Here is a 12,922-nt window from a genome sequence, read left to right as displayed (position 1 = left end):
ACATTATGAAAAACCTGTTTAAATATCTTTCCTTAATATTTATATTGTTATTCATATGGGCCGCTTATGTGCAATACAATGATCCAGACGCTTTGTTATGGTATGCCATCTATGGAGTTGCTGCTACAGCTTCTTTGTTCTTCTATCTGGGTAAATTAAACTTTACCGTGGCACTTATTCTAAGTGGAATATATTTTATCGGCACTTTTGTTTTGTGGCCAGATAAGTTTGAAGGCGTAACTATTGGTAATGGAGATATTGTCAATATTGAAAGGGGAAGAGAGTCTTTAGGGCTGCTTATTGTAGCAATAGTAATGCTGATTTATGCCCTTAGGTTAGGATTGGTAAATAAATCAAAGGTCTAAATCAAACTCCTTTCTTAGGAGATCAATCGCAGGGTTTATTTCCCTTAGTTTTTGATACTTCTCTTCAGGTGTATAGGCAAATTTTTTGGCAATTTCGTCATTGACGGTTATTTTCAACTCAATACTATAATTGTTAAGCTGCTTTCTTAGAAATTTCAAAAGTTGATATTGTTCCCTTTCAATTTCTTTTTTCATTGTACCATTGGGCAGCTCAATCCATATTTGCGATTCATCAACTATTTTAGGTTGGTCGGAACGTAGATTAGAAGCCATAATCTTTTTACCTGCTTCGTCTAATTTTTGAATATAATTTCCCCAATGTTTTAATAATTCTTCTTTTTCAAAACTTTCTTTAGGCAGTTCATCCTCATCAATTACGACCTCTATCCTTTTAAGCTGATGTTCTTTTTTCGCCTTTAAACTGGATATTGACAATCCCGAAATTCTTTTGGATCGCTCCTTAATCCTAATGTTTTTGTTAGGATCTGATACCAATACTTCTTCCGACATAATGGATGTAAGTGGCTGTTTTTCAATTTTTTCCGTTTCGGGAAATTCCGCCTGTTCCCGGACTTCGACTTCCTTCTCTTTAGGTATGACTGTTTTGATTTCCTCCAACATATTCCCCGATTCCAGAGGTTCCGGAGCCTGGTTAGCGGGTATAGTATCAATAAAAAACGAAGTCGGTATTAATTGAATTTCACCATTCCAGGTGGAACTGAGGTTTTCAAGATTTTTTTTTTCACCATTAAAATCTATGGAGGCTAATTTCATTAAGGTTAACTCAACCAATAATCTATGGTTTTTACTGGCTTTGTAGTTAAGGTCACATTCATTTGCAATAGTTATCCCTCTTAATAAAAAGGATTCAGAAGTTTTTTTAGATTGCTCCAGATACTTTTTTTTAGCCTTTTCTCCAACTTCCAAAAGGGCGATAGTGTCTTTATGCCTGCAAACCAAAAGGTCTCTGAAATGTGAAGCCAGACCGCTAATAAAATGATGTCCCTCAAAGCCTTTAGCGAGCGTTTGATTGTACAAAACTAATAATTGAGGGATGTTATGCTCCAGAATTAAATCTGTAGTGGCAAAATATGTATCGTAATCCAGAACATTTAAATTCTCAGTTACAGCCGCTCTGGTAAGATTTTTTCCGGAGAAACTAACTACCCGGTCAAAAATAGATAATGCATCTCTCATAGCGCCATCTGCCTTCTGGGCTATAATGTGAAGTGCATCATCCTCTGCTTCAATACCTTGTTGCTCGGCAATATATTTGAGATACTCAGCGGCATCCTTAACGGTTATACGTTTAAAGTCAAAGATCTGGCAACGCGATAATATGGTGGGTATAATCTTGTGTTTTTCTGTAGTAGCTAAAATAAAAATAGCATGTTTAGGTGGTTCTTCCAGTGTTTTTAAAAATGCATTAAACGCGGATTGAGACAGCATATGTACCTCATCAATGATATATACTTTGTATTTTCCAACCTGAGGTGGTATTCGCACCTGGTCTATCAAGCTCCTGATATCATCAACAGAATTATTCGATGCCGCATCCAGTTCAAAAATATTGAATGCAAAATCTTCATCTTCTTTTTCTGTACCGTCCTGGTTAATCTGTTTGGCCAAAATCCGTGCGCATGTAGTCTTTCCTACTCCTCTGGGGCCACAGAATAAAAGCGCTTGAGCCAGATGGTTATTATCTATTGCATTCAGCAAAGTATTTGTAATGGCTTCCTGGCCCACAACATCCTTGAAGGTTTTGGGTCTGTACTTACGGGCCGATACAATAAAAGGTTCCAATTAAATAAGGTTTTGTAGGCTAAATATAAACGTCTACTCTGTGATATACAAATATAGAAATAGCCGTCAATTCTGGCGTTTAATTTGGAACTATATGCCCAGTTTTTATCAACAATTGTTTTCTGACAGAACTATTGACCAAGGGTGTAAAGGCCAAAATATTCATTATTATTTCCATGTCAGGATTTGAAATAGCATATATGAAGACAAATCAAAGTATGAATAGAGCCGTATTTGTTTTTAAGCCTAAAAGGGATATCGTACCTTTGCACTAAACAGGTCCCCTTATCGCGCTAACAGTTTATGTTAGTGAGGAAAGTCCGGACACCATAGTGCAGCATAGCGGGTAACGCCCGTCTCTTCCGCCATGTGCGGAAGAAGGACAAGTGCAACAGAAAGCAAGTACAGGTAATGCTGTAGTGAAATCAGGTAAACTCTATGCGGTGAAACGTCATGTAAATCAGCGTTTGAGGACTGCACGTTCAAGCTGAAGGGTAGGCGGTTAGAACTTTGGGGTAACCTTTAGTCCAGATAAATGATAAGGAGGTCTCTTTGAGGCCTTACAGAATCCGGCTTATGACCTGCTTTTAGAAAAACTCCCTTGTTCTATAAGGTCTATTTTGGATCTAAGAGTGAGGGATTTTTTTATTCCATAGATTCATTTGATTCAAAAAAACTAAAAATACTCCCTCCGTATTTCTTCATGTATTTAAAATTTTCAACAACAGATAAATCGGTGTGTTTGGAATGCTCTATTATTAAAATCCCATTTTTATTTAATAATTGTCTTTCAAAAACAATTGAAGCAATCCTGGAACAATCTTCGAAGGTAAAACTATAAGGAGGATCAACAAATATGACATCAAAATTCAGCTTTACTTTTTCAATAAACTTAAAAACATCACTTTTAATAGCAGAAATATTAAAGCCAAGTTCATTGGCCATTTTTGCGATAAACTTAATACATCTGTAATCTTTATCAACAGCCACAATTTCCCTGCTGCCTCTGGAGGCAAATTCGAAACTTATATTCCCCGTCCCAGAAAATAAGTCCAATACTTCTAGATCCTCAAAATAATAGTTGTTATTTAAGATATTGAATAAAGCTTCTTTGGCCATGTCAGTAGTGGGACGTACAGGCAGTCCCTTGGGGGCCATGATACGGCGGCCTTTATGTGAACCGGAGATAATGCGCATTAAAGAGCGTTTAGTACTGTAAAATCCACTGTTTCCTTATCAAACTCTTCAGTTGAATAAATGTCGCTGGGTGGAATAAATAATGAAATATGCTGTATATATTCATAAGCAATATTGTAAAGCTCATCGCCCATATCGACCGCACCGAAAAGCCTCAATTTTATGGTTTCCGTATTCAGTTTTAATTGTTCTAAGGTAAAAAGGAGGTAATAAATAAAATCTTCCTTGGTGCTAAATTGAAAACTATTAAAGAATAATAATTGCTTTTGAGTGAGTACTGTAATATCCATCTGCTTATCGGCTACATGCACATAACAAATAGGCTCATTTCCATTGCTGTGGGAATTTAATAAGGATTGAACCATAACTGTCCCATGGTGCATGAATTCAAATTCCCCAAAAAGATCATAAATGTAATTGTTGATATTTACAAAAGGTACATAAACATTTACCAGATCGTAACTATCAATCTCATCGTATTCAACCAGATCATTGGCGAGTATTTTGACATTAAACTTAAGATAGTTGGCAAGTTCGGCTTTATCAAATAATGGCTTAGGAACAAGGCTAAAGAGATTATTTCTATGGATAACCACGACCTCTGTAAAGGAATAATCTTCAAGTTGTATTTCTCTAAAGAGCTGTTTTAATTCCTTTAGCATCTCATAAGGGCTTAACTCTTTACCAAAGTTACGCCGCTTGTAATGTTTGATCGTGTTGGCTATAGTGTCCACGATACAAAAAGAAAGTCCATTCAAGCTAACCTGAATGGACAATTTATGAAAATTTTCAATATTGTTATTGATCTCCTTTTTTGTCATAAATAGGGGGCCAGTTACCATTGGTACTTACATCTGTAAGCGAACCTACTCTAATTTCTGGTCCGTTTACTTCTTCAACACTTATTTGAGCATTTTCCCTGGCCATAAGATCCCTAGGTTGGTCGTATAAAATAATATCCTTTTTAACTTTGGCTTCAAAAACCGGAGCCTTGTAGCCTCCCTTATCAACAATTTCAGCTTTCATTTCAAATGTTTCTCCACCTTGAGCGTAAGGAACATTCATCATGCTTTTATAGCGATCATCGCCTTTAAATAAGGAATCCTTTACGGAAACAAAACCCAGGGTATCAATAATGGTTACTTCTCTTAAAAGATCAATTCCATAAACCTTGTCGAACTCCATATATGAAGAGTCTCTTTGTTGAGTTATTGTATATTTTCCGGTATCCACAAAAGTTATAAGACTATTAAAGTCGTTGGCAAATTTTCCATTAACTGTCCTGTAAGCTTCCTGAGAATCTCTGATGTCCTTTAAATTGGAAATTACTTTAGAAAAACGTTCTTCCTTTACCTTTTTGAACTCAATAGGTCCCGTTACAGATCTATAGATTAGGTATCCAAGTCCTACGCAAATTATCCAAAGTACTATCTGAAGTATGGTTTTCATTTTTAACTGGTATTAATTATCTTTAACTGGTCTTCACAAATCTACAATTTTTTTTTAATCGTAAAAGGTTTTGTCGCAAAAATCCTCTTTATATTTGAAGGCTTATGAAATTGCTTACTGCGCCTTCTTTTTATAAACTTCTTAAGGATAACTTTCCTCATACACCCACATCAAAACAAGAAGTGGCCTTACAACAGCTGGCACATTTTGTGTTATCTGAAAAAAAAGAGGAAGTCTATTTGTTGAAAGGTTTTGCCGGAACTGGTAAAACAACCATAGTAGGGGACATAGTATCTAATTTATGGAAGACAACTATGAAGGCAGTTCTGCTGGCACCCACCGGAAGGGCCGCCAAAGTGATGAGTAATTATTCCAAAAGTCAGGCCTTCACAATTCACCGGAAAATTTACTTTCCGAAAAAAGAAAGTGGGGGAGGCATAAAATTTATACTTGCACCAAACAAGCATAGGGATACAATTTTTATTGTAGATGAAGCTTCTATGATCCCTGATGCACCATCAGATTCCAAGTTATTTGGAAATGGCTCACTATTAGACGACTTGTTGATGTTTGTGTACTCCGGCCATAATTGTAAATTGATTTTAATTGGTGATACTGCTCAGTTGCCACCGGTTCATTTGCAAATCAGCCCTGCTTTGGACAGCGAAAAACTAGCTCATAATTATAATAAAGAGGTTACAACCTTAGAGTTAGATGAAGTAGTAAGACAGGCAGAGGACTCTGGGATATTACTGAATGCCACCAATTTGCGGGAACAATTACAATCTGGCTACTTGGATGAATTTAGATTTGATGTTAACCCCTATAAAGATATTGTAAGACTAATTGATGGTAATGACATTCAGGAAGCTATTGATAATTCATACAGGGAAAATGGGAAGGAAGAGACAGTACTAATTGTTCGCTCAAATAAAAGAGCAAATTTGTATAATGAAAACATAAGAAACAGAATATTATACCTGGAAAATGAGTTGGCCCCCGGCGATTATATGATGGTTGTCAAGAACAATTACTTTTGGTTAAAGACCAGTTCAGAGGCCGGTTTTATTGCAAATGGGGATATTATTGAAATCCTGGAGATTTTTTCTATTAAGGAACTCTATGGTTTCAAATTTGCGGAGGTAAAAGTAAAAATGGTAGATTATCCGAACCAAAGGCCGTTTGAGACTGTCTTATTATTAGATACAATAAGAGCGGATACACCTTCATTGTCCTATGAAGAAGGAAATAGGTTATATCAGGAAGTACAAAAGGATTATGCTCATGAAAAGTCCAAATACAAACGTTTTCTGGGAGTAAAGAATAACAAATACTTTAATGCCTTGCAGGTGAAATTTTCATATGCCATTACGTGCCATAAATCACAGGGAGGACAATGGAATACTGTATTTGTAGAGCAACCTTATCTTCCGAATGGAATAGATCGTGAATATTTACGATGGCTCTATACCGCGGTAACCAGAGCTAAGGAAAAATTGTACCTGATAGGGTTCAAGAGCGATTTTTTTGTTGATCAGGAATGACTTAAATTAGTACAACAGATTTTTATAATGACATCTGAGACAATTATTAGTATATTTCTTGGAATCGGCCTGGCCGCTTCGGTAGGGTTTAGGGTATTTTTGCCTTTGTTTGCACTTAGTCTTGCGGCCTATTTCGGCGTTTGGGAATTAAACCAACAGTGGGTATGGATTGGTAGTCTTGCAGCATTAATTGTACTTGGAGTTGCTACATTAATAGAATTATTGGCCTATTTTATTCCTTGGGTGGATAACTTACTTGATAGCTTAGCGATTCCCCTTGCTGCAATTGCAGGTACAGCCGTTATGGTTTCTACAGTGGCAAATTTGGATCCGGTTGTTACTTGGTCCCTTGCCATTATAGCCGGAGGAGGCACTGCAACGGCTATAAAAGGAGCTTCAGCAGCTGGAAGAGTTGTTTCTACGACAACTACAGGAGGTTTGGCGAATCCATTGGTTTCTGCCTTAGAATCCGGAACTGCTATAGTAGTTTCAATCGCATCAATATTTGCTCCAATACTTGCTATGGTGTTGGTTATTATTATACTAATTTTTATTTTTTCCATTTATCGAAAACTAAGGCCAAGAATTAAACATTAATAAAAACTATATCAATGACTAAAATAATTGCCATGATACCTGCGCGTTATGCCGCAACCAGATTTCCCGGAAAATTGATGCAGGATTTAGCAGGTAAACCTGTCATTGTCAGAACTAATGAGGCCGCTTTAAAGACAAAATTATTTGATGAGGTTTATGTAGTAACAGACAGCCCTATCATTTATGATGCTATCGTTAAAGTAGGCGGGAATGCTATTATGAGTAAGGAAGAGCATGAATGTGGCAGTGATAGAATAGCGGAGGCAGTGAGCGACATGGAAGTGGATATTATTGTCAATATACAGGGTGATGAACCTTTTACTGACAAGGAAAGTTTAGTTAGTATGCTAAAAGTATTTGAAAATGATTTGAACGAAGAAATTGATTTAGCCTCTCTAATGACAAAAATCACCGATTCGGAGGAAATTAATAATCCTAATATTGTCAAGGTAATTGTCGATAACAGAAATTTCGCACTTTACTTTTCGAGATCGACTATCCCTTATCTGAGGTCTACAGATATGGAAATAGATTATTTTAAACATAAAGGGGTTTATGCTTTCAGAAAAAGGGCACTTATGGATTTTAGAAGTTTACCTATGTTAACTCTTGAAGCAGCAGAGAAAATTGAGGCCATACGATATTTGGAGTATGGAAAAAAAATAAAAATGGTGGAAACTGAAGCAAATGGAATAGAAATTGACACTCCTGAAGATCTTGAAAAAGCTAAAGAGGTATGGAATTAGATTTTAGCAATATCAAAGTGGTTGGTTTCGATGCTGATGATACCCTCTGGGTAAATGAAACCTATTTCCGGGAAGCGGAAGAAAAATTTGCGGATCTTCTTGAAAATTATGAAACCAAGAATAAGGTGGATCAGGAGCTTTTTAAAACGGAAATGAACAACCTTGAGTTGTATGGTTATGGGATAAAAGGTTTTATGCTTTCTATGATAGAATCTGCCATGGAATTATCAAATAATCATGTTCCTCCACAGACACTAACTGAAATATTGAATCTTGGAAAGGAAATGATAGCCAAGCCTGTCGAACTTTTACAGGGCGTGGAAGAAGTATTGCAAAAACTGTCCAGAAAATATCGGTTGATTGTTCTTACAAAAGGAGATCTCTTAGATCAGGAGAGAAAATTAGAAAGATCCGGACTTACTAAATATTTTCATCATGTTGAGGTATTAAGTGACAAGAAGGAAGAGAATTATAAAAATCTACTGGACCATCTGGAAATTAATACTAACGAATTTTTAATGATAGGAAATTCGCTGAAATCAGACGTATTACCTATTTTGAATATAGGTGCCAGGGCAGTACATGTGCCATTTCATACAACCTGGGCACATGAAGAGGTTACTGTAGAGGAACAGACGAATAACCACCTAACATTAAACACGATATCAGATATTCTTAAATACCTTAATTAAAATTATGAAACAAGACAAAGAAATTCCATTAAAGGAAGCTGCTAAAATTACAAAAGGACCATACAGAAATTTTCCAATGGTACCTCGTGTTGTCTTTGGATCTGGAAGTTTTGACCAATTAGGTGAAATAATAGGTCCTCATAGAAGCAGTCCTGATGCCCCCGTTATTTTCCTTGTAGATGATGTTTTCACTAACTCAGACTTAATAGAAAGAATTCCTGTTCAATTCAATGATAGGACTATTCTTATTTCTTCGGACAAAGAACCAAAAACCGGACAGGTAGATGATTTAGTTAGTCAGATAAAAGAAGATTATACAGAGTTACCTTCAGCTGTGGTCGGCATTGGTGGGGGTACTTTATTGGATTTAGCAAAAGCGGTTGCCATCATGTTAAATAACGAGGGTTCTTCGGCGAAGTATCAGGGTTGGGATTTGGTACATAATCCTGCTGTCTATCATGTTGGGATACCTACTATAAGTGGCACGGGGGCTGAGGTGTCCAGAACAACAGTTTTACTTGGCCCCGAGAAGAAACTGGGGATTAATTCGGATTTTACCCCCTTTGACCAGGTTATTCTGGACCCTGATCTGCTTCAGGGAGTTCCCAAAGAACAATGGTTCTATACCGGAATGGATTGTTTTATTCATTGTGTGGAATCTCTCAATGGAACCTACCTGAATGCATTTAGCCAAAGTTATGGTGAAAAAGCACTGGAGTTATGTGAAGAAGTTTTCTTAGGTGATATTTCAGAATCAGAATCCAGGGATAAATTAATGATGGCCTCATGGCATGGGGGTATGAGCATTGCCTATTCTCAGGTAGGTGTTGCACACGCAATGAGTTATGGACTTTCTTACTTACTGGGAACCAGGCATGGGATTGGAAATTGTCTTGTTTTTCAGCATTTAGGAGAGTTTTATCCTGAAGGGGTGGCTATATTTAACAAAATGATGAAAAAGCATGACATCCAACTACCTAAAGGAATTTGCGAACATTTAACTGATGAGCAATTTAATACTATGATAAAAGTATCACTGGGTATGGTGCCGCTTTGGGAAAATGCTTTAGGCAAAGACTGGGCTAAATATATAACCCCTGAAAAATTGAAATCTATTTACCAGAAAATATAATCTTAAAGAAGCATCAACTTTTTACAGAATTGCCCTTTTATGCATATTTGTACTTATTGATTTAAAGGTATTGAGCCTATACATTATTAGAAATCCCTCACACTATTTTATGCATAAACTTTCTAAATTTATTTTTTTTAAGATACTAAAGTGGCAGCTAATAGGTACTTTCCCTGATGTGGATAAATGCGTTGTTATTGTTGTTCCTCATACCAGTTGGGTGGATTTTTTTCTGGGTTTATTGGTTCGAAAGCTATTTAATGAAGAAATTAATTTTATTGGAAAGGAAAGTTTGTTTAAGCCTCCATTCGGCTGGTATTTCAGATGGATGGGAGGTGCTCCTATAAACCGCAGTAAAAGCCAAAACAAAGTAGCAGCCATTGCCAAAATTTTTGATGAGCGCAAAAAATTTAGGTTGGCACTGGCACCAGAAGGTACCCGAAAAAAGGTAGCTGATTGGAAAACCGGGTTTTATTATATCGCCAAGACTGCTCAAGTCCCAATTGTTATGGTGGCCTTTGATTTTGGTAAAAAACAAGTCAAGGTTTCAGAGCCTCAATTCCCCACAGATAACATGGAAGCCGACCTAAAAAAATACAAAGAATTTTATAAAGGAGTCATCGGCAAAATTCCTGAATACAGTTTTTAAACCCTTACAAAGGTAAACCCTATACTAGCAGTTTCAAAAGTTCCATCGTTGTCAAAATCATATTCTCCAGATTCAAAACCCCCATTAATGGTAAATGTGCTGGCGGTAAGTGTTGCCCCATAAGTATCCCAGTCTCCGGGATAAGCAGCCCATTCGATGGCAAAATAATATTTTCCTTCCCATTTTTCCCAGAACATTTCCCCACTTACTGTGTATGAAGGCCTATCTGATGGATCAATGGTTAAAGTAAACTTGCCACTGCTTTGTACGGACATGGATACAGATCCGCCTTCGTCAATGATATTTACAGACAGCATATTACCGTCATTAAAAGTAGCCGAAGTGGCTTCCCAATTACCGGCCAATTCACTTATTTCAAAAGATCCTCCTTCTTTGACTAAAGCATCTGTATCGTCGTCACCAGAACAGGAAAGTAGTAAAAATGCGAACAAGGGGGCAAATAAAAATACTTTGCTTAGTGTTTTCATAATATTAGATTTAAAGGGTTATCAATAATTTAAATTCCGGTTAAGGTAAAATGAGGTATTAGTCTCAATATTAACTTCAACCGATAATAAAATTATTAAGGACATTGATGAATTGAAATGATATGCATCATCCCTTTAAAAATTATTTGATAAACAATAAATCCAATACAGTTTGTATGATTAATGCTTTCTCTAAAAAAAAAGTATGAATATTAATGGATAAGTGTCGAAACCTATTATGAGCTATATCTAAAAGATTATAAGCATATATCGAAATTTATTCCTGCATCGTATGATAAACATTTTGCACATCATCATCTTCCTCAATTTTCTCCAATAGTTTTTCAACATCTTCTGCTTCTTCAGGAGTGAGCTCCTTGGTAATCTGCGGGATTCGTTCGAATCCTGATGACAGGATTTCAATATTTCTGGATTCCAATTCCTTTTGGATGGCGCCAAAACTTTCAAAAGGGGCGTATATCAAAATGCCGTCTTCATCCATAAAAACTTCTTCAGCACCAAAATCTATCATATCTAATTCTATTTCTTCCGGATCTATTCCCTCGGAATTGATGCGAAAATTACAAGTATGATCAAACATAAACTCAACAGATCCTGATGTGCCCAGGCTTCCGTTACATTTATTAAAATAACTGCGAATGTTGGCTACAGTCCTGGTATTATTATCTGTTGCGGTTTCTATTAAAATAGCTATTCCATGGGGAGCATACCCTTCAAACAAAACCTCCTTAAAATCGCCTAGTGACTTATCTGATGCCCTTTTAATGGCTCTTTCGATATTGTCTTTGGGCATATTTACAGACTTGGCATTCTGAATTACCGCTCTTAACCGCGAATTGGAATCAGGATCAGGGCCACCTTCCTTTACAGCCATTACGATATCCTTCCCAATCCGTGTAAAAGCTTTGGACATTGCTGACCATCGCTTCATTTTCCGCGCTTTCCTAAATTCAAATGCTCTTCCCATAAATTAATATGCTATTTATTGAAAGCAAATTTAACAAATTTAAATGTGGAGACAAGAGATGATATAACTGGTAAAAATTATTTGTTATTTACTATCTTTTCAATGCTTTTTGCAAGTTCAAAATCATTATTGGTTATACCGCCAACGTCATGAGTATTTAATCGTATGTTAAGAGAGTTGTAGACATTTGACCAATCCGGATGGTGATTTTGTGCCTCGCATTCAAATGCAATTCGTGTCATTGTTGAAAAAGCTTCTTTAAAATTGCTAAACTTATAGGCTCGTTCAATAGCGGCGTCTTTATATTCCCAACCGGGCAATTCTTTTAGCTTTTTGGTTATTTCTTCTTCGCTTAATTTTTTCATATTATTCTATTTTTCTTAAAGTTAGAAAAATATGACTTAAGCCCTTTAAAATAGACAGATTTCTTACCAGTTAACCCATAACATGATGATCAATAATCTCCTGGCAACTAATTCGTAGGTTTTTTGGAAGTTTATTGTCTTTTGGCAAGACTGCCAGATAACGTTCCTCATTTGTAGTGAATACTCTTTTAAAAATGGGATTAAAGCTCCCAATCCTTTCTAGGATATCCTTAATAAAGTCTTCATGATGAACCAAATCATAACTGCCCAAATGAAAAATTCCGCTCTTATTTCGATTAATGAGATAATGGATTTGCTGAGTAAGCTTGTAATCGCTTGTTACATTAATAATCAGATTGGGGAAAACTTCTATAGGTTCATTATTCCAGATAAATTTCTTCATTTCTTTAACCCGAGGAGAGGAATTTCCAAAAACCATTGGTATTCTTAAAATGGCCATTTTAGATTTAGGCAATCGTAAAAGCATGTTCTCTATTCTGATTTTTAATCTCCCGTAGACACTCTCGGATAAGGTTTTGTCGTGTTCATATGACGGGAATTTGCTGTACGCATCAAACACATTAGCAGAAGATAAGAAATAGAGTTTGCAGTCGTGTTTAACGAGATATTCTATTATGTGCTGGTGTGCCTGAACTTGCGCGCTAAAATTGCCTCTTAACGCAGAAATAATGATTTGTGGACGTATTTTCTCAAGAAGTTGATAGATATCATCTTCCTGCATATCATACCTTATAAATTGTTTATTGTCTTCAAAAGCACCTCCAGATGAACAATAGGTAGCATAGGTGTCAAAATAATTACAGAGTTCCTTGTATATAGCGTATCCAATAAAACCACTTCCTCCCAGTATCAGTATTTTCTTTCCTCCGTCTTTCACCCTTTTTTC

The 12,922-nt window shown here is 36.3% G+C and carries 15 protein-coding genes and 1 other RNA gene; 8 read left to right on the top strand and 8 right to left on the bottom strand.

All coding sequences use genetic code 11. From position 1 onward, the window contains the following. Nucleotides 1–5 precede the first annotated feature (5 nt). Nucleotides 6–365 carry a transmembrane 220 family protein gene (locus tag Q0874_RS11720; RefSeq protein WP_299163420.1) on the top strand — a complete coding sequence of 120 codons (360 nt, stop codon included), beginning with the start codon at nucleotides 6–8 and terminating at the stop codon, nucleotides 363–365. Here Q0874_RS11720 and Q0874_RS11715 read toward each other — a convergent pair. Next, entirely contained in the window at nucleotides 354–2,168 is a 1,815-nt protein-coding gene (locus Q0874_RS11715) for a DNA polymerase III subunit gamma/tau (protein ID WP_299163418.1), read from the bottom strand. The two genes, Q0874_RS11720 and Q0874_RS11715, sit on opposite strands and share 12 nt — an antisense overlap. A 272-nt stretch (nucleotides 2,169–2,440) precedes the next feature. Here Q0874_RS11715 and rnpB point away from each other — a divergent pair. Next, nucleotides 2,441–2,760: RNase P RNA component class A (gene rnpB, locus Q0874_RS11710), an RNA gene on the top strand. A 53-nt stretch (nucleotides 2,761–2,813) separates the two neighbouring features. Here rnpB and rsmD read toward each other — a convergent pair. The 3 genes from rsmD to Q0874_RS11695 are packed head-to-tail and all read right to left on the bottom strand — an operon-like array spanning nucleotide 2,814 to nucleotide 4,814. Then, nucleotides 2,814–3,365 carry a 16S rRNA (guanine(966)-N(2))-methyltransferase RsmD gene (gene rsmD / locus Q0874_RS11705; RefSeq protein ID WP_299163416.1) on the bottom strand — a complete coding sequence of 184 codons (552 nt, stop codon included), beginning with the start codon at nucleotides 3,363–3,365 and terminating at the stop codon, nucleotides 2,814–2,816. After that, nucleotides 3,365–4,186 (bottom strand): DUF3822 family protein, encoded by an 822-nt coding sequence (locus tag Q0874_RS11700; RefSeq protein WP_299163415.1) that lies wholly within the window; start codon nucleotides 4,184–4,186, stop codon nucleotides 3,365–3,367. The genes rsmD and Q0874_RS11700 overlap by 1 nt, the downstream gene beginning before the upstream one ends. Then, entirely contained in the window at nucleotides 4,164–4,814 is a 651-nt protein-coding gene (locus Q0874_RS11695; protein ID WP_299163414.1) for a hypothetical protein, read from the bottom strand. Before Q0874_RS11695 ends, Q0874_RS11700 begins: the two co-directional genes overlap by 23 nt. A 104-nt stretch (nucleotides 4,815–4,918) precedes the next feature. On the opposite strand from Q0874_RS11695, the gene Q0874_RS11690 reads away from it, so the two are divergent. From Q0874_RS11690 to Q0874_RS11665, 6 genes are all read left to right on the top strand, one after another. Continuing rightward, complete coding sequence (locus Q0874_RS11690; RefSeq protein WP_299163412.1) at nucleotides 4,919–6,358, top strand: ATP-binding domain-containing protein; 1,440 nt, start codon at nucleotides 4,919–4,921, stop codon at nucleotides 6,356–6,358. Nucleotides 6,359–6,385: 27 nt separating this feature from the next. Then, nucleotides 6,386–6,955 carry a DUF4126 domain-containing protein gene (locus tag Q0874_RS11685; protein ID WP_299163411.1) on the top strand — a complete coding sequence of 190 codons (570 nt, stop codon included), beginning with the start codon at nucleotides 6,386–6,388 and terminating at the stop codon, nucleotides 6,953–6,955. A 32-nt stretch (nucleotides 6,956–6,987) separates the two neighbouring features. Further along, nucleotides 6,988–7,701, top strand: a complete 714-nt coding sequence (kdsB, locus tag Q0874_RS11680) for a 3-deoxy-manno-octulosonate cytidylyltransferase (protein WP_299163970.1) — start codon at nucleotides 6,988–6,990, stop codon at nucleotides 7,699–7,701. Then, nucleotides 7,692–8,393, top strand: coding sequence for an HAD family hydrolase (locus tag Q0874_RS11675; protein WP_299163410.1), 702 nt, complete (start codon nucleotides 7,692–7,694; stop codon nucleotides 8,391–8,393). Before kdsB ends, Q0874_RS11675 begins: the two co-directional genes overlap by 10 nt. Nucleotides 8,394–8,397: 4 nt before the next feature. Then, a complete protein-coding gene (locus tag Q0874_RS11670) occupies nucleotides 8,398–9,525 on the top strand; it encodes an iron-containing alcohol dehydrogenase family protein (protein ID WP_299163408.1) in 1,128 nt (375 codons plus the stop codon). Nucleotides 9,526–9,634: 109 nt separating this feature from the next. Continuing rightward, nucleotides 9,635–10,174: a 1-acyl-sn-glycerol-3-phosphate acyltransferase gene (locus tag Q0874_RS11665; RefSeq protein ID WP_299163407.1), complete on the top strand. Its 540-nt coding sequence runs from the start codon at nucleotides 9,635–9,637 to the stop codon at nucleotides 10,172–10,174. On the opposite strand, the gene Q0874_RS11660 is transcribed toward Q0874_RS11665, so the two are convergent. From Q0874_RS11660 to Q0874_RS11645, 4 genes are all read right to left on the bottom strand, one after another. Then, nucleotides 10,171–10,662, bottom strand: coding sequence for a hypothetical protein (locus Q0874_RS11660; RefSeq protein ID WP_299163406.1), 492 nt, complete (start codon nucleotides 10,660–10,662; stop codon nucleotides 10,171–10,173). The genes Q0874_RS11665 and Q0874_RS11660 overlap by 4 nt on opposite strands. 277 nt (nucleotides 10,663–10,939) lie before the next feature. Then, nucleotides 10,940–11,650, bottom strand: a complete 711-nt coding sequence (locus tag Q0874_RS11655) for a YebC/PmpR family DNA-binding transcriptional regulator (protein WP_299163405.1) — start codon at nucleotides 11,648–11,650, stop codon at nucleotides 10,940–10,942. A gap of 77 nt (nucleotides 11,651–11,727) precedes the next feature. Beyond that, nucleotides 11,728–12,015: a 4a-hydroxytetrahydrobiopterin dehydratase gene (locus Q0874_RS11650; protein ID WP_299163404.1), complete on the bottom strand. Its 288-nt coding sequence runs from the start codon at nucleotides 12,013–12,015 to the stop codon at nucleotides 11,728–11,730. Nucleotides 12,016–12,085: 70 nt separating this feature from the next. Then, nucleotides 12,086–12,913, bottom strand: coding sequence for a sugar nucleotide-binding protein (locus tag Q0874_RS11645; protein WP_299163402.1), 828 nt, complete (start codon nucleotides 12,911–12,913; stop codon nucleotides 12,086–12,088). Nucleotides 12,914–12,922 lie beyond the last annotated feature (9 nt).

The sequence above is a fragment of the uncultured Eudoraea sp. genome (assembly GCF_947490415.1).
Taxonomy (GTDB): Bacteria; Bacteroidota; Bacteroidia; order Flavobacteriales; family Flavobacteriaceae; genus Eudoraea.
Note: the sequence above shows the minus strand (reverse complement) of the source record. Positions and strands in the feature narration are given on the sequence as shown.

What these genes read in the sequence shown, in the direction of transcription:
- Q0874_RS11720 (WP_299163420.1), top strand. Translation starts at nt 6, where the DNA reads ATGAAAAACCTGTTTAAATATCTTTCCTTAATATTTATATTGTTATTC.
- rsmD (WP_299163416.1), bottom strand. Translation starts at nt 3,365, where the DNA reads ATGCGCATTATCTCCGGTTCACATAAAGGCCGCCGTATCATGGCCCCC.
- Q0874_RS11700 (WP_299163415.1), bottom strand. Translation starts at nt 4,186, where the DNA reads ATGACAAAAAAGGAGATCAATAACAATATTGAAAATTTTCATAAATTG.
- Q0874_RS11695 (WP_299163414.1), bottom strand. Translation starts at nt 4,814, where the DNA reads ATGAAAACCATACTTCAGATAGTACTTTGGATAATTTGCGTAGGACTT.
- Q0874_RS11690 (WP_299163412.1), top strand. Translation starts at nt 4,919, where the DNA reads ATGAAATTGCTTACTGCGCCTTCTTTTTATAAACTTCTTAAGGATAAC.
- Q0874_RS11685 (WP_299163411.1), top strand. Translation starts at nt 6,386, where the DNA reads ATGACATCTGAGACAATTATTAGTATATTTCTTGGAATCGGCCTGGCC.
- kdsB (WP_299163970.1), top strand. Translation starts at nt 6,988, where the DNA reads ATGATACCTGCGCGTTATGCCGCAACCAGATTTCCCGGAAAATTGATG.
- Q0874_RS11675 (WP_299163410.1), top strand. Translation starts at nt 7,692, where the DNA reads ATGGAATTAGATTTTAGCAATATCAAAGTGGTTGGTTTCGATGCTGAT.
- Q0874_RS11670 (WP_299163408.1), top strand. Translation starts at nt 8,398, where the DNA reads ATGAAACAAGACAAAGAAATTCCATTAAAGGAAGCTGCTAAAATTACA.
- Q0874_RS11665 (WP_299163407.1), top strand. Translation starts at nt 9,635, where the DNA reads ATGCATAAACTTTCTAAATTTATTTTTTTTAAGATACTAAAGTGGCAG.
- Q0874_RS11660 (WP_299163406.1), bottom strand. Translation starts at nt 10,662, where the DNA reads ATGAAAACACTAAGCAAAGTATTTTTATTTGCCCCCTTGTTCGCATTT.
- Q0874_RS11655 (WP_299163405.1), bottom strand. Translation starts at nt 11,650, where the DNA reads ATGGGAAGAGCATTTGAATTTAGGAAAGCGCGGAAAATGAAGCGATGG.
- Q0874_RS11650 (WP_299163404.1), bottom strand. Translation starts at nt 12,015, where the DNA reads ATGAAAAAATTAAGCGAAGAAGAAATAACCAAAAAGCTAAAAGAATTG.